Source organism: uncultured Alistipes sp. (genome assembly GCF_910580175.1).
Taxonomy (GTDB): domain Bacteria; phylum Bacteroidota; class Bacteroidia; order Bacteroidales; family Rikenellaceae; genus Alistipes.
Window position 1 is genome coordinate 355,614 of sequence record NZ_CAJTXD010000001.1, and the last position, 23,026, is coordinate 378,639.

General features: G+C 59.4%; 15 protein-coding genes. 5 read left to right on the top strand and 10 right to left on the bottom strand.

The genetic code is table 11. The features are described from left to right. Nucleotides 1–383: 383 nt before the first annotated feature. From QZ298_RS01530 to QZ298_RS01555, 6 genes are all read right to left on the bottom strand, one after another. Entirely contained in the window at nt 384–1,694 is a 1,311-nt protein-coding gene (locus tag QZ298_RS01530; protein WP_296004959.1) for an amidohydrolase, read from the bottom strand. Between the two features lie 70 nt (nt 1,695–1,764). Further along, a complete protein-coding gene (locus QZ298_RS01535; protein ID WP_296004961.1) occupies nt 1,765–2,154 on the bottom strand; it encodes a DUF1573 domain-containing protein in 390 nt (129 codons plus the stop codon). Nucleotides 2,155–2,267: 113 nt separating this feature from the next. Further along, on the bottom strand, nt 2,268–2,954 hold the full coding sequence (locus QZ298_RS01540) for a TonB family protein (RefSeq protein ID WP_296004963.1): 687 nt from the start codon (nt 2,952–2,954) through the stop codon (nt 2,268–2,270). Further along, nucleotides 2,954–3,358: a biopolymer transporter ExbD gene (locus QZ298_RS01545; RefSeq protein ID WP_296004965.1), complete on the bottom strand. Its 405-nt coding sequence runs from the start codon at nt 3,356–3,358 to the stop codon at nt 2,954–2,956. The genes QZ298_RS01540 and QZ298_RS01545 overlap by 1 nt, the downstream gene beginning before the upstream one ends. Before the next feature lie 6 nt (nt 3,359–3,364). Beyond that, entirely contained in the window at nt 3,365–4,039 is a 675-nt protein-coding gene (locus QZ298_RS01550) for a MotA/TolQ/ExbB proton channel family protein (RefSeq protein ID WP_296004967.1), read from the bottom strand. 94 nt (nt 4,040–4,133) lie between these two features. Beyond that, on the bottom strand, nt 4,134–8,699 hold the full coding sequence (locus tag QZ298_RS01555; RefSeq protein ID WP_296005131.1) for a translocation/assembly module TamB domain-containing protein: 4,566 nt from the start codon (nt 8,697–8,699) through the stop codon (nt 4,134–4,136). 86 nt (nt 8,700–8,785) lie between these two features. On the opposite strand from QZ298_RS01555, the gene tsaD reads away from it, so the two are divergent. Continuing rightward, nucleotides 8,786–9,808 (top strand): tRNA (adenosine(37)-N6)-threonylcarbamoyltransferase complex transferase subunit TsaD, encoded by a 1,023-nt coding sequence (gene tsaD, locus QZ298_RS01560; RefSeq protein WP_296004969.1) that lies wholly within the window; start codon nt 8,786–8,788, stop codon nt 9,806–9,808. 157 nt (nt 9,809–9,965) lie between these two features. Here the strand turns inward: tsaD and QZ298_RS01565 are convergent, their stop codons facing one another. Continuing rightward, nucleotides 9,966–12,002: an alpha-amylase family glycosyl hydrolase gene (locus QZ298_RS01565; protein WP_296004971.1), complete on the bottom strand. Its 2,037-nt coding sequence runs from the start codon at nt 12,000–12,002 to the stop codon at nt 9,966–9,968. A 253-nt stretch (nt 12,003–12,255) separates the two neighbouring features. Here QZ298_RS01565 and QZ298_RS01570 point away from each other — a divergent pair, with 253 nt between their 5' ends. Further along, entirely contained in the window at nt 12,256–13,752 is a 1,497-nt protein-coding gene (locus QZ298_RS01570; protein WP_363323902.1) for a peptide MFS transporter, read from the top strand. A gap of 75 nt (nt 13,753–13,827) precedes the next feature. On the opposite strand, the gene QZ298_RS01575 is transcribed toward QZ298_RS01570, so the two are convergent. The 3 genes from QZ298_RS01575 to QZ298_RS01585 form a co-directional block, all read right to left on the bottom strand. Continuing rightward, entirely contained in the window at nt 13,828–14,934 is a 1,107-nt protein-coding gene (locus tag QZ298_RS01575) for a nitronate monooxygenase (RefSeq protein ID WP_296004975.1), read from the bottom strand. 73 nt (nt 14,935–15,007) lie between these two features. Beyond that, nucleotides 15,008–16,468 carry a phage terminase large subunit gene (gene terL / locus QZ298_RS01580; protein WP_296004977.1) on the bottom strand — a complete coding sequence of 487 codons (1,461 nt, stop codon included), beginning with the start codon at nt 16,466–16,468 and terminating at the stop codon, nt 15,008–15,010. Nucleotides 16,469–16,838: 370 nt separating this feature from the next. Further along, nucleotides 16,839–17,132, bottom strand: a complete 294-nt coding sequence (locus QZ298_RS01585) for a hypothetical protein (protein ID WP_296004979.1) — start codon at nt 17,130–17,132, stop codon at nt 16,839–16,841. 145 nt (nt 17,133–17,277) lie between these two features. Here QZ298_RS01585 and QZ298_RS01590 point away from each other — a divergent pair, with 145 nt between their 5' ends. From QZ298_RS01590 to QZ298_RS01600, 3 genes are all read left to right on the top strand, one after another. Further along, nucleotides 17,278–17,949, top strand: coding sequence for an XRE family transcriptional regulator (locus tag QZ298_RS01590; protein WP_296004980.1), 672 nt, complete (start codon nt 17,278–17,280; stop codon nt 17,947–17,949). A gap of 542 nt (nt 17,950–18,491) precedes the next feature. Continuing rightward, entirely contained in the window at nt 18,492–20,771 is a 2,280-nt protein-coding gene (locus tag QZ298_RS01595) for a DUF4906 domain-containing protein (protein ID WP_296004982.1), read from the top strand. Nucleotides 20,772–20,796: 25 nt separating this feature from the next. After that, nucleotides 20,797–22,971, top strand: a complete 2,175-nt coding sequence (locus tag QZ298_RS01600; protein ID WP_296004983.1) for a hypothetical protein — start codon at nt 20,797–20,799, stop codon at nt 22,969–22,971. Nucleotides 22,972–23,026 lie beyond the last annotated feature (55 nt).

Here is a 23,026-nt window from a genome sequence, read left to right on the forward strand (position 1 = left end):
AAGAAAACTCACGAAACAAAAAAAGTTTTCTGATTGCGTGCAAATTCCCGCAATACAACAATCATGCGGAAATATAGAACAAACGATACCCCGAAAAAAGAACGACAAAACAAGCGGCAGAAAAGCAGGAGCAGAATGATTTTTTGGGCCGCGGGAAAGCTGGGAAAAAACACAGAATGGCCGGGCAAAAGGAAATAAGACGATTATAAGCCCATGTCGAAGTGGGAATGAAATCCCCTCTTCCGCAGCATCGTTCTGCGAAAGAGGGGAAAGCCGAAATATTCGGAGCCGAAGATCGGGACGCGGCGATTTTGCGACGGCTGGATTCAGAATTCCCGCAACTTCAGAGCTGCAACCCGCACCGGCCGATCCCGCATAGTTCGCTACCCTTTCTTGATCCGCTCGACGGCTGCCGCGGCATCGTGGTAAAGCTGCGGCAGGTCGAGTCCCTCGATGCGCCGGTTTTCGACCACGATGCGTCCGTCGATCACCACCGTCTCGACGTCGGCCGCCTTGCCGCAATAAACCAGGTTGGACATCACGTCGTGGATCGGCTGCAAATGGGGTTTCTGAAGATCGACTACCACCACGTCGGCCAAGGCGCCGGCACGCAGCACGCCCAGCTCGCCGTCGGCACGCCCCATGGCCCGGGCGCCGTTGACGGTCGCCAACCGCAGCGCCTCGTAAGCCGGAAGCGCCAGCGGATCGCCCGTGGCGGACTTCTGCAAGAATGCCGCCGTACGCAGTTCCTCGAACATGTCCAGATCGTTGTTCGAGCAAGGGCCGTCGGTAGCCACGGTCACGAGCGCCCCGCGCTGGAGCATCCGCTGCACGGGCGCTACACCGCTGGAAATCTTCATGTTGCTCTGCGGATTGTGGGAAACGGTCACACCGCGCCGCGCCAAAATGTCGATATCCTCGTCGTCGACCCATACGCAATGGGCACCGATCGTCCGCTGGTCGAGGAAGCCGATCGAATCGAGATACTTGACGGGCGAACATCCGAAGTTTTCGCACACGATGCGCACCTCGTCCTGCGTCTCGGCCACATGGATCATGCGGTGCAGCCCCAAGCGGTCGGCCAATGCCTTGCCGCGCAACAGATTCTCCTGCGAGACCGTATAGGGCGCATGCGGCGCCACGCCGATGCGGATGCGGTCGCGACCGGCAGCCAGACGCACGGCCTCCTCGATCTGGGGAAATACCTCGTCGATGTTCGTATCGAAATAATTGCAACCGAGCATGGCCCGGATGCCCAGGCGGTCGACCGTCTCGACACAGCGGTTTTCGAAATAATACATGTCGGCGAACGACGTAACGCCGCCGAGCAACATCTCGGCGATGCCCAGCGTCATGCCCAACACCACGTCGTCGGGCGTCTGACGCGCCTCGAACGGCCAGATGTAGTCGTTGAGCCACGTCATGAGCGGAATGTCGTCGGCATAGCTGCGCTGCAAAGTCATAGCGGCATGGCAATGGGTGTCGATCAGCCCCGGCATCAGCAGCTTGCCCCGGCAATCGAGGATGCGGGCATCGGGATGCACGGCCCGGAAGCCGGCCTCGTCCCGGGGATCGTCCGAAGCGAAAGCGATGCGGTTGCCCGCGACGCCCAAAGCGCCGCAGAACGTACGGGGCTCCCCTCCGACGGCAGTCATCGGCAAAATAGTGGCGTTGGTAAAAAGAAGAACTGACATGACGACGTTATTTTCAATGCACAAAAAAAATACTTACCATCCTCCGCGCTTTGTCCGGCAACGGATCTTTTTATTCGATCGAATTGCCCTGCACGGTAATGATCTCGCGGCCGCCGGCCGAGTTGGAATAGATCTGCAACACCTTGTTGAAGGTGCCCGGCTCGCTCTTGAGCGGCTCGTAGGTCACGCGGATGATGCCCTGCCCGCCGGGCGCCACAGGACGCTTGGGAAACGATGCTTTGAAACACGAACACGACGTGAGCACGCGCACGATGACCAACGGAGCCGAACCCTCGTTGCGAAAGACGAAATCCCGGGTCAGCGCACCGCCCTTGCGCGGCACGTCGCCGAAATCATACGTTGCCACAGGCAACACCAACTGCGCACCCTTGCCGGCCGGCTGCTGCCCAACGGCGACTTCCGACGACGGCGCCCCGGCCCGGCATTCCGCAAAACACATACCTGCAAAAAAAACGCAAATCAAAAATAAACGAGTAAACATCATAATAATATGTCATTATATATATCGCATCGTCTTTCCGGCAACTCCGGAAAACCAGCGAAGTCCCATCGTTATTCCATGCGGAAAACATAGGTTATCGTACCGCCCTGCACCGTAGCACGGCTTTCGGTAAAACGGGCTTTGCGGGCCGCAGCCAAGGCTGCCTCGACCAACTGCGGGTCGCTCTCGGTAGACCCCTTCGGCTCGAAAGCGGCGCTCGTCACCTCGCCCCGCGACCCTACGGTAACCCGCACAACGATCTTGCCGCTCCGCGTGCCGGGATAGGAAGGCCGCGGCAGATGGCCCACCAAACCGCGCCCCTGCAACCCCTTGTCGAGCTGATCCAACCCGTCGGCATCGGCCCCCGGCCCGGTTCCGGCAGCCTGCTCCTCGCCTTCGCGAGCGTGACGGTTGCCGGCGTCGGCGGGTTCGTCGGCACCGCTCTTATTCATGTTGAACAGCGCCTTGGGGTTGGGCGTGCGGGTCTCGGGATCGTCGCCCCGGATCTGCGCCGTGCGCTCCTCGTAGTCGGCGGCATCGTGCACACGGGCCTGCGCTGCCGGCTCGACGGGCGGCGGCGGCTCGACTACGGGCGGCTCGACGAACTCCACGAAGATCGTGTCGCCGGGCTTCTGCACCACAGGCGTGAAATCGAACGACACCGCGGCGAACGCAACGCCCAAGGCCACGGCATAGAACACCGCGGCGACGATCGCCCACCGGCGCGGGCCTCCATCGTTCGGATCGTAGTAATACATCAGTTTGCCGTTGTCGCCAAAATCAACTTGTAGCCGTTGTCCTTGGCAATGTTCATCACCTTGACCACCTCGTCGACCGCCACGGTCTTGTCGCAATGCAGCGACACGGTGGCCTCCTGCTGCCCGTCGAGCCGCGAACGCAGCGCCTGCTCGACGCCCCGGATGCCGTCGACGCGATCCAATTCCACATAATAATTATAGGAATTGCCGCTCTGTTGGATGGATACGGTAGTCATAGCCTTGTCCTTGAGCTGGTTGGAACTCTTGGGCAGCATCAGTTTCAAGGCGTTGGGGTTGATGAGCGTCGTTGCGATCAACAGAAACAACAACAACAGGAACATCAAGTCGGTCATCGACGAAGCCGAAAACGACTTGTCGACTTTCGAACCATGTTTGATAGCCATAACGAACTACTTTTGAACGGGTTGATTCAAAATATCCATGAACGCGATCGAATTGGCCTCCATGCGGAACACCAGCTTCTCGATGCGCGCCACCAAGTAGTTGTAACCGAAGTAGGCGGGGATGCCGACCAGCAGACCCATCACGGTGGTAACCATGGCGACATACATACCGTGCGAAAGCAACCCCAAGTCGACCGTACCGCCGGCGGCGGACATATCCATGAAAGTTTGCACCATGCCCAGCACCGTGCCGAGGAAACCGATCATCGGCGCACCGCCAGCGATCGTGGCCAGGAACGGCAGACCGTTCTCCAACTTCGACACTTCGAGGTTGGCGACGTTCTCGATGGCCGTCTGAACATCGCTCATCGGCCGCCCGATGCGTCCGATACCTTTCTCGATCATGCGGGCGACGGGCGTGTCGGTCTTCTTGCACAAGTTGATGGCCACGGCGATCTTGCCGTCGGAAATGTAATCACGGATGCGATTCATGAAATTCATGTCCAACACCGAAGCCTTGCGGATGGCCATGAAACGCTCCACGAAGATGAAGATCGTCACACCGCCCAATGCCAACAGCGGCCACATCAACCAACCGCCCTTGGTAAACAAAGTCCACAACCCCATACGGGTTTCCTCGCTCATGACCACTCCCTCGGCGGCCTGCAAAAAAGTCATCATAGTATAAAATTTATTTAAGTTTCAAATCATAATATTTCACTCGCATCGTAATCCGGGTGCATTTTCTACGGCACCCCGGGCAGTGCAGCACCGGTTACCGTTCATCGTCGACCCACACCGCACCGTTCTCATCGTCCTCTCTGCCCAGCGCAGCACCGGTTACGGCTTCTTTCTCCGCACTCCGTCGCTCTTCTTTCTCGGCCCTGCGGGCTGCGCGGCGGGCTTGGCGCTTTTTGTTGGTAAAGCGTTCCCGCACCCGGCGGCGCAGATCGCGGAAATTATTGAAATCCTCCTTATAATAGATTCCGATGCCGGTCTCCTGCAAACCCTGGTTCTCGTCGAAACGGTCGATGGTCTGGGTAAAGGCCCTCAACTTGAGCGCACCGGCCCGGTCGATCAGGTAGGTAACATAGGCCTCGCCCATGAAGTTGGAGACCTCCGAGTTGCTTACGGCCTGCTTGTTGTCGATCAGATAATTGCCTTCGAGTTCGACGATCAGACGGTCGTCGATCAGGCTTTTGGAAAGCCCGAAATCGACCTCCTCGCCCGTCAGTTCGGAGCGGGGACGGTAGCGGATCATGAGGTTGTAGTCGCTCAACGAAAGCAGGTTGCTCAACTGGTTGGAGAGGAACTCCAGCCCCGTGGCAGCCGACACCGAAGCGCCGATGTTGGAGCTGGCGGCGGCATTGTTCTCGGCCAGGAAACTATTGAACAACAAGAGGTAGAGGAACTGCATGTTGACCGACTCGGGCGTCGCCAGCGCATTGGCGATGAGGGTCTGCGTCTCGGGATCGGAGGCGGGAACATGGACGTCGAACGTGACCTCGGGATTCGAAAGCCGCTCGCCCAGATGGATGACGCACTCCACGGGCACCGACCGGTCGGTGGAGAGCTTGTCGGTAGTGCCCTGCAAAAGCGGCTGCAACGACGCCTTGAGCTTGTAAACGGCGTCGATGTCGAGCAAGGCGTTCATCGGCCCGCCAGTCCATTGGATCGAAGAACCGTTTTCGATGGTAAAACGCTTGTTGATGATGTTCTGCAACGAAAGCAGGTAGCTACCCTCGCGGATCGTATAATCGCCGTACATTTCGAAGACGTTCGAACGGGGGTTGATCTGCAAATTGAGCGTACCGTCGCCACGGGCCTTTACCGTATTGCCCGACACGGCCAGCTCGACTTCCACGTTGGGCCGCACGTCGAGCGCCAAGGCAATATCCATGCGGTTGCCGTCGACCGACTTCTGACGCCGCTTGCGCTCGAACGACAATTTCTTGCGCATGACCTGATCGAGCGTATCGACGGAGACGGGTTTCTCGAAAACCACGAAATCGGCATAGGAGATGTTCGACTTGCTGGAAAGCGGCATCGAGAAATAGGAATCCCCCTCGGTCGACGCGGCGATGTCCATGCCGACCTGCCCCTTGTCGCCCTTGATGCGGGCCATGCCCGAAGCATAGACCCGGCCGTAGAAGAAATCGTTGTCCTCGGCCGACGTGTCGAGCACCAGCATTTCGTTGGGCGCCACACGCAGGTCGTAGGCGATGTTGGAAAGATGTTGCAGGTTGAGATCGATGTCCAGACGTCCGCGGTTGCCCTCGGGATCGAAGACGGGCACGCCGGAAGCTCGGAAACGGTTGCCCGTCACGTCGAGCACCGCTTCGGGCACCGAATAAGTTACCTGCGTGAAATCGACCGTCGTGGCGAGACCGCTCACGCGGATCGTACCGCTCAGATCGGCGTTGCGATGCTCGCCCCGCAATACCAGATCGGCCGAAGCCATTCCCCGGGTCGAGGAGACGACACCCGCAAGCACGGGGTCGAGCAACCCCATGTCGAGACTATCCGCATCGAACCGGGCATAATAACGCATCCGGTCGGGCGCAAAATAACCCCGCACCACCGTATCGCCTTTCATCCGGTCGGCGATCGACACCCTGGCGCGGTTGCGGGCGAAATCCCACTGCGATGTCAGCCGCAGGGGCGGCGCAGGAATGTCGTTGACCTCCACGCTGTCGAACAAGATGTCGGCCCGGAACTCGCCGCCGCGCAAAACCGACTTCATGGTAGCCCCGCCGTTGGTGCGCCCCTCGATCGCATACCCCATGCGCGAGGCGACTTGGGTAAAGGGCGCCAAGTCGAAGTTGCGCAGACGCAGCGTTACCGAATCGTCGCGGCTGCGCGAAGCGATGCCGTTGAGCGCCAGGCTCTGGTCGCCGCTCAAAACCAGAAAACGATCGACAACGATGCGTGCCGTGTCGATCTGCATCTTATCGGCGAAAATCTGCCACCGCTTGTCGCCCCGCGTGACGTACGAAGGCAGAATCCGCAGATCGACAAGCTGCCCGCCCTCCGCCTTGTCGTGGGTCTCGGCACGCAAGCCGATCAACCCGGAAAACCGCCGCACCGTATCCTCGAAGCCGGTCGACAACTGCATGGTGTTCTGCCGGGCACCGCCCGTGACCGAGAGATGAGGCAAATGCAGCGAACCGGCATAGAGATCTTCGGCCGAAGCGTAGACCGTGAGCGAATCGCCGCGGTTGGAAGCGTTGACATTGAGCCGTGTTGCCAACAGCCGCTTGCGCTCCACATACTCGGCGGCAGCCTTGAGCGAGAGTTTGTCGCTGGCCGGATTGAAAAGCAGCTGCAACGAAGCCCCGTCGGCGATCTGCAACCCGGGCGATACGGCGTCGGCCACCGGATTGAAATCGCGGATATGCACCGAGAGCAACGAATAATCATCGGCCACGGCAGTTTCATGGGCCGCTCCGGAAACCCGGCGCGCCCCCTTGCCGATCAACGGCAGGTATTTCCAGGCGCTCTCGCCCAAATAACGGAACACCGTGCGGTAACTGGTCTTCGACCGGAAAGTGACATCGGCGAAATCGGAACGCAACTCGACGAACTTGCTGTGGGCCGAATTCTCGCCCGTGATCTCGATGCTACGCGAATCGACCGACTTGTCGTTATAACGATACGAAGCGTCCGTGACGCGGATAACGCCGTTCAGATCGTCGAGCGACCGGCCGCTGGCGTTGGCCTCGACATGGGCCGCGAGCACCGACACCGAATCGCGGGGATTGATATGCAGGGCCGCCAGGTCGGCGCGCCGCAGATCGAGCGTGAAGTCGTAACGCGGAATCGAACCGTTGAAATCGACGGCCCCCAGGAAGTCGAAGTCGAGGTTGGGGTCGCGCGCCGTGACCAGACCGTCGAACCCGCGGTTGCGCAACCGGCCGTCGAGCCGCAGCGAATCGTAGGTGTAACCATTGAATTCGAAGTGCGCAATGTTGCCCTGCACATTGGCATCGGTCATGCCGCGCCCCACCGAACCGTCGAGCGAAGCCGTGAGCGAAGCTCCGCCCAACAGCGTGCGGCGGCCGAGCAAGGCGCCCAACTGGAAATCGCGCGTGGCCAGGGTGCCCTGCAACCGGTTGCGCCCCCCGCCCAGAGGCTTCATAGCCAGGTCGATATCGGCGTCTCCGACCTGCGACGACAATGCGGACTGCAAGTCGAACGACGAGAGCGAACCCTCGAACCGCAACCGCAGTCCGATGCGTCCGGCCCGCCCGAACATGGCGGACAGATTGGCCGGCAAGGGGTGCCGGGCGATGTCGCGGGCGAAAGCCTCGATATCGTGGGCCGCAGTAGTCAGCCGGGGAATATCGAGATCGAACGACGCGGTGCGGATATCGGGCAGGCCCACGATCCGGGCCTCGGCAGACAACGAAGTCTCGTGCCCGATCCGCAAACTGCGGATCGCAGCGCTGAAATCGGCGACCTCGCCGGCGACCGCAGCATCGATATCGCTCAAGACGGTATGCCACTCGCGGAGCTTGGGCGCGAAGTAAGCGATATCGTCGGTCGCCACCGAAGTGTTGCGCAAGACACCGTCCAACCGCACCAGCCCGACGAAATCCTTGTAATCGGCCCACGAATTGCCGACCAGCGAAATGTAGGGGATCGACACGTGCGACCGCTCGGTAAGGATCGAAGCGTCCTCGAAACCGAGACAACCGTTGGTCAGGTAGAAGCGGCCGGACAACCGGTCGAGCACGAAACCGCTGCGCTCGCGTGCCGAAAACGAACCGATGGTGGTATGGATGGTCTGGCCGTCGATCGTGAAGTCGTCGACATGGGCCACGATGTCGTAAAGGTGCATGTGCCCGAAGTCGATGCCGAACGGCGGATCGCGCCGCACCTGCCGCTCCAGGCACAACTCCATATCCTGGATCGAAGCCTTGCGGACGGCAAGGCTGAAATTGCCTTTCTTGGGACGGTCGGGATCGGAAATGCGGTTGATGATCTGCTTGATGTTCATCTCCCCGTCGGGCGTCTCGCGCAAACAGAGCTTCGCACCGACGATTTCGCCGCGGCTGAGCGTCACGCCGCCGCCGAAAAGGCCCAGACCGGTCACGTAAGCGTCGAGCCGGTCGACGTAAAAGAGCGTATCGCGCTGGTAATCCTCGACGTAGAAACCGTCGATCTTGACCTTGCCCAACAAGCCGATGTTGACCCTGCGGATGGCGATTGTGGTCTCCAACTTGTCGGAGATCGCCTCCACGGCTTTCTGCACCACGAAATTCTGCACAGCGGGAATATCCAGCAACAACGAAACGCTGACCGGCAGGACGACCGCCAACAAAACGATCGCCGAGAACACCTTTCCCAATATTTTTATACCTTTGTGCACGAATAGCCGTTATAACCTGCAAATTTAACTATTTTAGTTAAAAAACGAAAAACCGGATGGATATTACAATACTGGGCATCGAATCGTCGTGCGACGACACGTCGGCCGCCGTACTGCGCGACAACCGCCTGCTGTCGAACGTCATCGCCTCGCAGGCCGTGCATGTGAAATACGGCGGCGTGATTCCCGAACTGGCCTCGCGCGCCCACCAGCAGAACATCGTGCCGGTGGTCGACACGGCGCTGCGCGAAGCAGGCGTGGCGGCGTCGGAAATCGACGCCATAGCTTTCACGCGCGGCCCCGGTCTGGTCGGCTCGCTGCTGGTGGGAGTATCGTTCGCCAAGGGACTCTCGATCGCCCGCAACATCCCGCTGGTGGAGGTCAACCATTTGCAGGGACATATCCTCTCGCACTTCATCGACCTGCCCGACCAAGAGCTGCCCCATCCGGAGTTTCCGTTCCTCTGCCTGCTGGTCAGCGGCGGCCACACGCAGATCGTGCGCGTGGATTCGCCCCTGGAGATGCGGATCATCGGCACGACGATCGACGATGCCGCAGGCGAAGCCTTCGATAAATGTGCCAAAGTGATGGGACTCCCCTACCCCGGCGGCCCGGTAATCGACCGGCTGGCCAAGGAAGGCGACCCGGCGGCGTTCCGTTTCGCCCGTCCGCGGGTCGAGGAATGCGACTATTCGTTCTCGGGGCTGAAGACCTCGTTCCTCTACACGCTGCGCGACCGTGTGGCCGAAGACCCGGAGTTCATCGAACGGCACAAGGCCGATCTGTGCGCGTCGCTGCAACACACGATCGTCGCGATTCTGCTGGACAAACTGGTGCGGGCATCGAAACAGACGGGCATCCGCGACATCGCCATCGCGGGAGGCGTTTCGGCCAACTCGGGTCTGCGCGACGGCATCGTGGCCGAAGGAAAGAAACGCGGCTGGCGCACGTTCCTGCCGGAATTCAAATTCACGACCGACAATGCGGCGATGATCGCCATGGCGGGCCACTACCGCTATCGCCACGGCGACTTCTCGACACTCGACATCGCTCCCGAAGCGCGGCTGGAAGAATTATAAAGAAAAATCCGAAATTCGCCCCTTACCCCGGAGCGCCACCGATAAATTCCTTCAGGTCGGTACGAGGTGCTGCTATTCTGCGCCGATTTCCACGCGACGGCACGCTTACCATAGTCGACACCTTACCTCGCCGCTGCCGTCCCGCAAGGACTTCAGCTTACTCCTCCCTCAAATATACCGTGGCGGTACGCGCCGTATTGTAGATGCGGATGCGGGGATAGCGCGCGCCGTCGTCGCCCACGACGTCGAACGAGAAGTGCTCGCCGTCCATCGCCTGGCGCTGCTGACCGCCGAAGCGTTCTTCGTCGGTAGAGAGCAGGGGTATGTATTTGCCCGGCCCCTGCACGGGCAGCTCGTAGTCGGGAATCGAAGCCGTGGGATGCCAGTTGAAGACGAAAAGCAGCCGTCCGTGCGAAAAGACCATCGTCTTGTTCTGCTCGTCCATCAAAAGATTCCAGGCATAGCCGTCCGAAAGCACCTTGTACTCCTTGACCAGCCCGATCATCGCCCGGTCGAAGTCGCCGAGCCATGAATAGCGCAGGAACCCGTTCGTCGCCAGCGACCACTGGCGCCGCGCATGGGCATAGCTCCAGCCGTTGCCCTCGCGCGGAAAGTCGATCCACTCGGGATGGCCGAACTCGTTGCCCATGAAATTAAGGTAGGCCTGTCCGCCCGTCGAGATGGTCAGCAGGCGGATCATCTTGTGCAGGGCCATGCCGCGATCGATGACGAGATTCTCCGACGCCCGATCCATATGGAAATACATCTCTTTGTCCATCAAGCGGAAAGCCAGCGTCTTGTCGCCCACCAACGCCTGGTCGTGCGATTCGGCGTAGGCCACGGTCTTCACTTCGGGCAGGCGGTCGGTCATGACCGACCACATCTCCCAGATGTTCCACTCCTCGTCGGGCACCTCCTTGAGATACTTGATCCAGAAGTCGGGGATGGCCATCCCCAGGCGGTAATCGAAGCCGATGCCGCCGTCGGACTCCGGAATGCAGATGCCCGGCATGCCGCTGACGTCCTCGGCGATCGTGACGGCCGCAGGACGGAACTCGTGGACCAGCGTGTTGGCCAGCGTGAGGTAGGCGATGGCGTCGCCGTTGACCCCCGCGTCGAAGAAGCGTTCGCGGCAGTCGAAATCGACGTAGCCGTGATGATGGTAAAGCATCGACGTGACCCCGTCGAAGCGGAAGCCGTCGAAATGGAACTCGTCGAGCCAATATTTGACGTTCGAGAGCAGGAAGTGCTGCACCTCGGGTTTGCCGTAGTCGAAGAGCTTCGAATCCCAGTAAGGCTGGTCGCCCGCAGCACCCGGCAGCGAATAATGATGGTCGGTGCCGTCCAACTCGTTGATTCCCTCGTTGAGATTCTTCACATAGTGGGCATGCACCAAATCCATGATGACGGCCAAGCCCAGTTCGTGGGCGCGGCGGATCAGCTCTTTCAGCTCCTCGGGCGTGCCGAAGCGCGAGGAGGGAGCGAAGAAACTCGACACATGGTAGCCGAACGACCCGTAATAGGGATGCTCGGCGATGGCCATCAACTGCACGGCATTATAACCGTCGGCTTTGATGACGGGCAGAATCTTTTCGGCGAACTCGCGGTAGGTGCCCACCCCCTCGCTCTCCTGCGCCATGCCGACATGGGCCTCGTAGATCAACAGATCGCCGTTCTTCGAGGCATCGAACGCATCGCCCTGCCAGTCGAACGGCTCGGCGGGCGCCCAGAACTGCGCCGTATAATTTTTGGACTCCTCGTCCTGCACCACGCGCCGGGCATAGGCCGGGATCCGATCCCTCCACCCGTTGTCGCCGTGGACATGGAGCTTGTAGAGCGATCCGTGCGTCAGGCGGTCACGGTACATGGCCGCCGGAAAAAAGGCGCTCCACACCCCTGCGACATCGCGGTGCATGCGGATTTCGGTGCGCTGCCAATTGTTGAAATCGCCGAAGACATAGACATCGTGCGCCCCGGGCAGCCACTCGCGCAGCCACCACCCGTCGAGCAGCCCGTCCCACTGCCAACCGAAGTAACGGTAGCCGTTGGCGTAGTCGGAGAGCGAACCTGCCGTGCGGCAGATGTCGTCGATCTTCTGCCGATAACACTCCCAGCGGCGGTTCATCTCTTCTTCGACGGGGTGCAGCCATGCGTCGCGCTCGACGATGGGCAGGCGGGGTGCGTTTTTTTTCATAGGAAGAGAGGTGTTTATACAAACATACGAATAAACGAGGGCTAAAGCAAGCCCGCTTGCACTTTACCGAACGGAAATAGCTTCGGCACAACCAAAGGTACGAATTTTTTTGCACTTCGGCACTGCCGAACAATGCAAATAAATTTTTCTATCTTTAGCTACGCCCAAGATACTCGCGCTCGGCAAAATGCAAGTAAACTTGTTTTTGCGCTCGCTTATTATTATCTTTGTACAAATCGTTAAAATCAAGATTATGTTCAAACAACCCAAAGGTCTGATTGCCGCGGCCCTCGCCAACACGGGCGAACGCTTCGGCTTCTACACCATGATGGCCATCCTGACGCTTTTCCTGATGTCGAAATTCGGCATCGACGGCGAGCAGGCGGGCAAGATCTACTCCTTCTTCTACACCTCGATCTACATCCTGGCCCTGGCGGGCGGTCTGATCGCCGACCGGCTGCGCAACTACAAAGGAACGATCATCGCCGGCATTCTGGTCATGACGCTGGGCTATGTCGTACTGATGATGCCCTGGATTTCGTCCCGGGCGCTGGTCGTGGGCGCCCTGATGGTCATCGCGTTCGGCAACGGACTCTTCAAAGGCAACCTCCAGGCGCTCGTGGGGCAGCTCTACGACAACGAACAATACGCCAAGCTGCGCGACACGGGATTCCAAATCTTCTACATGTTCATCAACATCGGCGCCATGGTCGCACCGTTCGCCGCCGTGGGCGTGCGCAACTGGTGGCTCCGCACGCAGGGATTCCTCTATAACTCCGACCTTTCGGCCCTCTGCCACGCTTTCAACAACGGCACCATGACCGAGGAAGTGATGAACGGCCGCTTCTCCGAGCTGGCCGCGCAGGTAAGCCTCAACGGCGCCCCGGCCGACCTGGCCGTCTTCGCCCAAGAATACCTGACGGCGTTCAACACCGGATTCCACTATGCGTTCGGCGTGGCGATCGTGGCCATGCTCTTCTCGCTGGTGGTCTTCCTTTTCAGCAAGAAGAACCTGCCCGACCCGCAGGGCGCAACGGACAAGAAGACGGTTTCGAAAGCCGAAATCCAGCAGGACGCCCGCGAAATCAAACAACGTCTCTACGCGTTGTTCGCCGTCTTCGCCGTGGTAATCTTCTTCTGGTTCTCGTTCCACCAAAACGGACTGACGCTGACGCTGTTCGCTCAAGACTACACGCGTCTCGAAATCTTCGGCGCTCCCATTTCGGCCGAAATCTTCCAGTCGGCCAACCCCATCTGCGTGGTCGCTCTCACGCCGATCGTCATCGCCATCTTCGCCTGGCTACGCAACCGCGGCAAGGAACCCTCGACCCCGATGAAGATCGCCATCGGCATGGGCATCGCCGCTGCGGCATACGTGTTGATGGTCTTCGGTTCGCTGGGACTGCCCGGCCGTGCCGAAGTCGAAGCCATGGGCGGTCTGACCACCGCAGAGCGTGTGACGCCCTGGCTGCTGGTCGCCACATATCTGATTCTGACGGTCGCCGAGCTGTTCATCTCGCCGCTGGGCCTCTCGTTCGTCTCGAAAGTCGCGCCGCAGAAGCTCCAAGGTCTGATGCAGGGGTGCTGGCTGGGTGCCACGGCCCTGGGCAACGGCCTGCTTTTCATCGGCCCGATCCTCTACAACAAGATTTCGATTTCGGCGACCTGGACGGTCTTCGTCGTGGTCTGCGGCCTCTCGATGCTGGTCATGCTGGCTATGGTCAAGTGGCTGGAGCGCGTTACCGAATAAGAAACGCCGTTCCTTGCATAAACGAACCGGGCATCCTCCGTCGGAGGATGCCCGGTTTCTCATAGGGAAGCAAGTTTATCGCTCGGCCGTGCCGAAACGCTGAAGCGTCCCACGCAACGAAAACTTATCGTACTCGTCGCGCAACGACGCGATCAACTCGCGCACCGACTGGATCTTCTCGGCCCGCCAGGCATTGGCGCCGCAAAAAGCATAGCCGTTCTGCAACTTACCCTTGAAAGCGTTGTAGAGCGCCAGCATGATGCAATAGGGGCTGTGCGTCACATCGCAGGTCTTGATGCAGTCGAACGGGCAGGCCTTGGGACGCTTCAACCCCTCCTTGACCCGTTCGAGGAACGAACTGCGGAGCGCCCGGCCCGGCATGCCGACGGGACTCTCGATGATCTCGATATCCTGGGGCTGCGCGTCGATGTAACTCTGCTTGAAGGCCGGATCGGCGTCGCACTCCTCCGTGGTAACGAAGCGCGTGCCCATCTGCACCCCCTCGGCGCCCAGCTCCATGATGCGGTAGATGTCCTCGCCGGTATAGATGCCGCCGCCGGCGATTACCGGAATATGGCAGCCGTGTTCGGCGCCGAACGCATCGACCTCTTTCACGATCTCCGGCACCAGCTTCTCCAACGCATAATCCGCATCCTCGATCTGCTCGCGCTTGTAACCCAGATGTCCTCCCGCCTTAGGCCCCTCGACCACGATGGCGTCGGGCACGTAATGGTACTCCGAGAACCATTTGCGGCACAACAACGCTGCGGCCCGGGCCGACGAGACGATGGGCGCCAACTTGGTTCTGGCCCCCTCGGGCAAGAACGACGGCAGGTTGAGCGGCAGTCCGGCGCCCGAGAAGATGATGTCGGCTTTCTCGGCGACGGCCGTGCGCACCATGTCGGCGAAATTGGACATGGCGACCATGACGTTCACGCCGATGATGCCGCGCGTAGCCTCGCGAGCCTTGCGCAACTCCTGCTTCAGGCCCCAGATCGAAGCAGCCCGGTAATCCTTCGAATAGTCGTTGTAGATCGCTCCCAGGCCGGCCGAGGAGATTACCCCGATGCCGCCCTCGTCGGCCACGGCCGAAGCCAGGCCCGCCAGCGATATGCCCACGCCCATGCCGCCCTGCACGATGGGGACGGAGGCGCACAAATTTCCGATTTTCAATGATTTCATTCAGACGTATGTATAAAAGTAACGGGCAAATATAGGCATTTTAAGACGAATAATTCGGAAATCGGGAACAATTTTACAAAAACCGCACTCCGCATAGTTTTCGCCGTCCCTCGTCGGAAGCCTCGCGCTCGACGATGCCCGTCAGCACGTCGGCCGCATCGTGCCAACGGTTGGCGCGGAACTGCCGCCGGTAGGTAGTCAGGTGGGCGTAGAGTTCGGGCCAGCGGAGGTTCCAACCCCGCGGAAAGCGCAGCAGATGCAACGCCGTGGCTGCATTGGAGAGGATGCGGGCCTCCTTGTTGCCGTGCTGGTGGAACCACTCGATGCGCACGTCGGGCGCCAGCCGCTGCACGGCCCGCGCGAAACCCCGCCCGCCGTTATTGCTCTCGACGGCGGCCTGCCGCGTGCCCGAACGTACCAGCATCTCGGCCACCGCCCGCTCGGTAACCTCCATCGGCTCGCGCGAGTAGACGGCGTCGGTCAAATAGATCGTTCCGTCGACATCGACCGCATAAGAGAGCGAACACAGATAATCGTCGCCCGTGTCGGCCGTGTCGGTATAGTTGCCGTAGCGGACGATCTCGCGGGGCAGCGCGTCGTACTCGGCGAAGTTGGCCCCGTAGAGCAACCCCTCGCGGGCCGAAGGGTGCCCTTGGTACATGGCTTCGAACTGCAAAGGATCGAGCCGCCGCTTGGCCGCCAGCAACGCCGCGCCGTGCTGCGCCTCCCACAGCGCCTCGCCCGGTGCCCGCGGGTCGATTTCGGAGCGGGGCGACGCCTTGACGGCCTCGAAGTTGAGATGCACCCACTCGTCGTCGGCCAACGTGTCGAGCTGCGCCCACGAAACGAACTCCCTGACCGGCTCGCGCGCCATGATCGTGCCGATCAAATCTTCCTCGTGCCAACGCGTAAAGACGATCAACTCGCGCGAAGCGTTGTGCATGCGAGTCCGCACGACCGAAGTGTACCACTCCCAACAATTGGCACGGATGAGCGGCGAATTAGCCTCCAAAGCATCCTTATAGAGGTCGTCGAGAATGAAGCAGTCGACCCGGTTGCCCGTGAGCGACCCCTCGCGGCCCACCGACAACAGACCGCCCCGGCGGCCGATGATCTCCACCTCGTCGGCCGTACGAATGTAACTTGGTGGCTTGGAACCGCGCTTGATGGTGGTTGCGGGGAAGATGCCGCCATATTCGCGCGATTCGAGAATGCGCTGCACCCGCCGGTTGAACTTCGACGCCAAGGCCCCCGAATAGGAAGCTATGGCCACGCGGCAATCGGGATCGAGACCCAACACATAGGCAGGCAGCAAGGTCGTAGCGCCGACGCTCTTGCCGTGCTGGGGCGGCATGGTAACGATCAACCGCCGCACGCGCCCCCGGGCGAAAGCCTCCAACAACCTATAATAAGTACGGTGGAAAACCTGCAACTCCAAAAAGGGATAGACCTCCGATGCAAAATCGGAGAACGACAGCACGGCGGCCGAAAGATCGGGAGATTTCGAAGGCTCGGGAAAGTCCGTACGCACCATGCTCGGCGCATTCGGCACGGGAACAAAAACCTCTGCGGGAGCGCTTCCCGCAGAGGAAAAATCGGTTTTTGATTTCATGGCAATGTTTATTTCATGCACCTTTCCGACCTGTGCATAGTCCGAACGAGATCGGCACAGCACTCGGCCTATTGAAAAGGATCGATTTTTGAACCCCTTGCGCGGCGCCGCGACAGGCGGGTTCGACAAAAGACGGTTCCGGCGGGCGGCGCCGCGCCCCAGGCGGGAAAGAAACCGAAACACAAAGAAAGGAAAAGACAGAAAGGCGGCTCTTCGAAAAGACGGACTGCGGTTTTGGGGAAGACGGATTGCTCCGGACAGCCGCGTTCCTGTCAACGGAGCGTATTACGGATCACGAATTCCTTATTACATTCCGAAGATCGTCGAACGAAAAGTCGTTGAGCATTTCGCCGTCGGGCGCTACGGTGTGGAACTCCCACCACACGGGTACCAGATCGACGATCGCATCCTCCTCGCCTTCAGGCAGCGACACACGGCGACGATAGACGATTACCGAAGCCGTCAAGCGCCACGCCACGCCGTCGGCCGCCGCATCGACCGATCCCGAAAAATAGTTGCTTGCGCCGATGGCCTCCGCGAGCGACGCCGCGACCTGCCCGTAAAGTTCAGATGAAACCGAATACATGACTGATAATTAAAGGATTTTTTCAGAAAAACTTGGCATGCAAAAATAAATTGCTTAACTTTGCAGGACAAAGATAAGTTCAAATATTGAATTTTCAATCGCCGCGCAGCTTTTTTTTACTATAATTTTTTTCGATAGGACAATCATGAACGAACGGGTAAAATCGATACGCAAGCAACTCGGCATGACGCAAGAACAACTGGCCCAACGTCTTGGCATCGGCAAGGCGGCCCTTTCGATGATCGAGACGGGCAAAGCCAAGCTCTCGGCACGCAACCGCAACATCCTGGTTCAAGATTTGAACGTAAACCCCGAGTGGCTCGAAACCGGACGCGGCGCGATGTTCAACGCCGAACCTGACCTGACGGCCTACATGCACCGCACCGACAACTCGCTGCCCATGCAGAGCGTGCCGCTCTACTCGATCGAAGGCACGGCGGGACTGGTGCCGCTCTTCGCCGACCAGGCACACACCAAACCGCTGAACTTCATACACATCCCCAACCTGCCCAAATGCGACGGCGCGATCTACATCGTGGGCGACTCGATGTACCCGCTGCTCAAAAGCGGCGACATCGTGCTGTACAAGCAGCTGCACGACATCAACGACATCTTCTGGGGCGACATGTATCTGCTGTCGATCGACATCGACGGCGAAGAATACGTGACGGTAAAATACATTCAGAAATCCGAACGCGAAGGCTACGTCAAACTGGTAAGTCAGAACCCCCACCATGCCGACAAGGATGTGGCTCTCGACCGCATCCGGGCCATTGCTCTGGTCAAGGCCAGCATCCGCATGAATTCGATCCGATAGCAAGCAAAAAGGCGCGGACTTCTATCCGGTTCCATTTATCCGACCGCCTGCTTTCCTCTGTCTTCCTTCTGCCTTTCCTCTGACCGTTCTCCGTAACGCACCGCACAAGACGGTCGGCCATACGCATTTTCTGCATCTTTTGCGACCGCAACATCCAATTTGCGACAATACACCTATGTTATATAGGCTCCTACCTATTGTATTGAGCAGAATCTACCAATAAATCAACGCATTACAGCCAACAGGATCAAAATAGATCCAAAGGTATGCTGTTTAATCGTTAAACCCGATTGCAAATCGAAACAGAATTCGAGCACAAACAGCATATTCATAATCGTTTCCAAAATATCGCTAACAGACTGAAAGCTATTTCAAAAAGTTCGAAAAATAATCCAAAAAATCGCTACGACAATACCATTTATCGGTTAACTTTGCCCTTGACCGGTTGAGTTTGCAGACCCGCAGCAACGCATCGTTTCCGCATTCCGTCCGCAGGTTTCCAAACCGGAACAACCCTATCTTTAACCCTTAAACCCAAGCGTATGAGCAACTTCTGTCTCAACCTGAAGAGCATGGCCCTCCGGGGCTTTTGCGTCGTGGCCCTGATCGCCGCCGCATGCGAGAACGACGACACGCACCAGTGTCCCGAACCGCCGACCGTTGTCGACAACGGCGCACCCGTCCAAGCCGGCGATCCCGTAGAAGCAAGCCTTTCGATCGGCATGCGCGCCACCGACAACTCGGTGCACACCTATGCTGCACAGCCGCGTGCCGAACGTTCGGTCGACGACCTCTGGATTCTGGAATACGGCACCGACGGCACCTGCCTGGCCGCGAAGAAGATCGGCAGCTACGCTTTGGGCGAAGAAATCAAGGTCGACCTGATCGCCGGCACGGGCGTCGACCTCTATGCCATCGCCGGAGCCGGCGAGACCTCGTTCGAGGGGCTGTCGCTCGACGAACTCAAGGCTACGCATTGGGGGGGGGAATCCGTTACGCTGGAATCGCTTCCCTACTCGGCCCATGCCCAAGTCGACATCTGCTTCGCCAACTTCTCAAGCAAAGAACTTGTCCTGGAACACATCGGCTCGGAAATCAAGATCGCCTACATTCCCGACCCGACCACGCCCTATGAAGTTTCCTCCTACCAGCTCCGCAACGTCCCGAAGAAATTCCATTTCATCTCGGGCGCTCCCGTCTCCGCTGAAGACGTGGAAGACAAAGAGATCATCGTCGACAACCTCGGCGACACCTATACCTACATCATCCCCGAAAACCTCCAAGGCGTAGACGAAACCATTACCAATGCCAAGGACAAGATGACCGACAAACCGGCGACCTACGTCGAAGTCAAAGGCGCTTACGAGGCACCGGAAATCGCCATGTCCTACAAGGTGTCGTGGAAAATGTTCCTCGGCGAAAACAACACCAACGATTTCAACCTCCTGCGCAATAAGCGCTATTCTTTCGTAGGCAACCTCCGCATGGAGGACGAAACCGACCATCGTGCCGATGTCGATGCCATCGCGGCGCCCTACCGGCAGCCCGAAAGCAACTGCTACATGCTTACGCCCGATGCAGCCCATGCACTGGCCATTCCTGTGAGCCGCGTCAACACGTTCTGGAAGTCGGTCGACAGCCGCAACGAACTCTACGACGGCGAGAACGACTCGCCCATTCAGAAGTGGGCCGTAAAAGTCATCTGGTCGGACAGCAGCAACGAACTGATTGCTTTCGAGAAGTCCGAAGGCGCCGAAGCCGATGAATACTTCATCGTGAAACCCGCCGGAACGGGCGCCGAAGGCAATGTCGTGATAGGCATCTACGACGCCACCGCCGGCAGCGACATCGACGTGGCTACCGCCTCGCCGCTCTGGAGCTGGCATATCTGGGTCACGGCCTACAACCCCGGCGACGGCAATTGGGTGGCCCTGCCCGAGTTCGACCCGTCGATGGAAATCTACCCCAACCAGCCCGGGGCGAGCACGCCCAACAGCTATGCCCGCCGCATAGCTTTCCCGGTCGCCAACGGCAAGATCTACCAGTACAACAGCCTTACCAGCACCAGCAACTTCGGCATTCTGACCAACGGCGAGACCATCATGGACCGCAACCTGGGCGCCACGAGCATCGACAAGGCGCAGTTCGACAAGACCGTGGGTCTCTACTACCAGTGGGGCCGCAAAGACCCCTTCAGCGCCCCGAACGGCGACGCCTCGGGCATCGACTTCAGCGTGGAGGATAAACAAACCCTCGCCTTTGCCGTACAGAATCCCACGAAGTTCATCTGCGGCATCGGCAACTGGCTGAACACCAACGACACCAAACTATGGAACGAGGGGTCGAACTACACTCCCGTCAAGTCGATCTACGACCCGTGTCCCGCAGGATGGATGCTGCCCAACGGCAATGCCTACAATCCGTTTACCGTGGGTTCCTCCACCAATTCTTGGACTGCCTCGTCCATCTGGTCGCAACCCAATCTGAAAAAATGCGAATCGCTCGGCTATGCCACGGCGCAGGAAGCGGCCGACGCATTCGACAACGGCTATTTATTCTGGCACAACGACTTGCAGATATGGTTCCCTGCCGGCGGCTACATCAACGGCAAAAAAGTGCAGGAATACAAAAGCTGGGGCAAATGGTGGTGCAACCTGCTCAACGGCAACAAGGGCGCAGCCTACCGCATGCAGGCCTACGACGCCACGGAGGATAGCGACAACCGCTACGATCTCTACCTGTGCGTCAACGACGGCATAGGCTCCAATTCCTCCATGAGTGTAGCGATGCCCGTGCGCTGCGTACTCGAAATCAAGAACTGATCTTTCTTTCCAAACCCGATATACCATGAATATCATCCATACCTTCAAAGTCTGGGCGTGTGCAACGGTTGCAGCGTTATCCGCAGCCGCCTGCACGTCGTCCGACGACGGCGCAGGCGCAGTTCCTGCCGGCGAGAAAACGAACGTGACGCTGCAACTGGCACTTGCGCCCGCCGCAGCCTCGCCCACCCTCAACAACGTCTGGATCCTCCAATGGGACGCCGCAGGCAATAACAAGATATGCCGCAAGGAGCGCTACCACGACACGACCCAGCCCCTCGAAGTCGAACTTGAGGCGGGCAACGACGTATATGTGGCCGTGATCGCAGGCGTCGACGACGGCACGGTCTACCAGCTCGGCACTCCCTATGCCGACTTCTGCGGCAAGGCCTATCCCAACCGCATTGCCGACGACTCGCAGGTACCCTATTCGGGCGTCCGCCAGCTCACGATCGACCGGCAGGGCCAGCAGATCGAACTGCCGCTCAAGTGGATCGCCGCCAAAATATCGTTCAGCATCGCTTCGATAACCCCGGGCTACACGATCAAGTCGATGCAGATCAAGAACATCGCATCGCCGATCCGCCTGCTCGAAACCGGCGCCGAACCGGACGGATTCTCGTCGGGCGACCTCCTGACGAACGCGGCTGAGATGCCCGTAGTCTGCTATGCAAGCGAGAACCTGCAAGGCACCGAGCCGGGCATCGCATCGCCGCAGGATCGCATCACGACCAAGAAGGGCACCTACCTCGAAATCGTAGCCACCAAGGAACAGAACAACATCCGCACGACAGCCACCTTCTCGTCGTTCTACGGCAACAACGACACCGACAATTTCGACGTGGCACGCGGCAACGTCTACCACCAGGAACTGCATCTCGACTTCGACGCCGAGAACGACAAGCGCCTGACGAAAACCGATGCCGACGCATCGCTCGACATCCAGGAGCCGGCCAACTGTTACATGCTCGCACCCACCCGCAGTATCCCGATGGCTATCCCTGTAAGCCGAGTCAACGACTTCTGGATCAACGTCTACGGCAACAACCGCTACGCCATCGACGACGGCAAGAACGATGGCGCCGTCAAAAAATGGGTGGCCAAAACCATCTGGGAGACCGACGACGACCTCGTAGCCATTACCACGGCCGAGGGCACCGATCCCAACGGATATTTCATCCTCAAACCGGCCTCCGGCAAGGTCGGCAGCGCGCTCATCGGGCTGTTCGATGCCACGCAGGGCAACGACATCGACCCGAAAACGGCCAAGGCGCTCTGGAGCTGGCATATCTGGGTTACCGACTACGCACCGGGCGGAGGCACCGACGGCCCGATTCCCAACGTTTCGGGCGACCCGGGCCGAACGGCCGTACCGGGCGGTTACGTCCACCATTTTACCAGCCTTGCGGCCAACGTACCCCTCGACGGCGGACAGGCCGTCATCATGGATCGCGACCTGGGCGCCAAGGCCTGCAACCCCTCCGACCTGCGGGCCTCGACCGGCATGTACTACCAATGGGGCCGCAAAGACCCGTTCTATGCCGTTCTGCCCGACGACCAGGAGATTCCGGCCGACGGATACGCCACGGACGAGTCCGTGCCGGGAGCCACCGACCACATCATCTCTACCAAGCAGCCGGCACCTGTGAGCCTGGCCAAGGCGATCCAAAGCCCCACGGTATTCTTCTACATGGAAGGCATCTCCCAGACCGACTGGCTCCAGCCCGACAACAACAATGACAACTTGTGGCGCGACGCCAACAATACGACCCGCAAAACGATCTTCGACCCGTGTCCTCCGGGCTGGCGCGTGCCGGGCGACACCCGCACGTTCGAGTCGCTGACCCCCCGCGAAGTGTGGGAACCGTCGTGGTTCGACCCCGCCAATCCGGGCGAAGGCAACACCGACTACCTGGGCTACTACAACCGCTTCCCGCGGCAGGGCGTCGTCTGCTGGGACAACAGCACGGAGTTCTTCTCCAACTGCTCGGGCCGCATCAATGCCTACAACGGCCGTTTGTTCGAATACGGATCGGGCCAAAATCTGCTTCTGGGCACTCCGATCTCGAAGACCTTGGTCTACGCCGTCTGGCAGCATTCGCTCATGGGCGTCAACGCCATGGCCGGCGAGAGCATCTTCGAATCCATGTGGTCGCTCTACCGTCCTTCGGGATGCTCGGTGCGCTGTGTAAAAGAATAAACGCCTGACGCAGACAAGATTCAACCACCCATCCGTCGCCGCCACAGCGGGACAC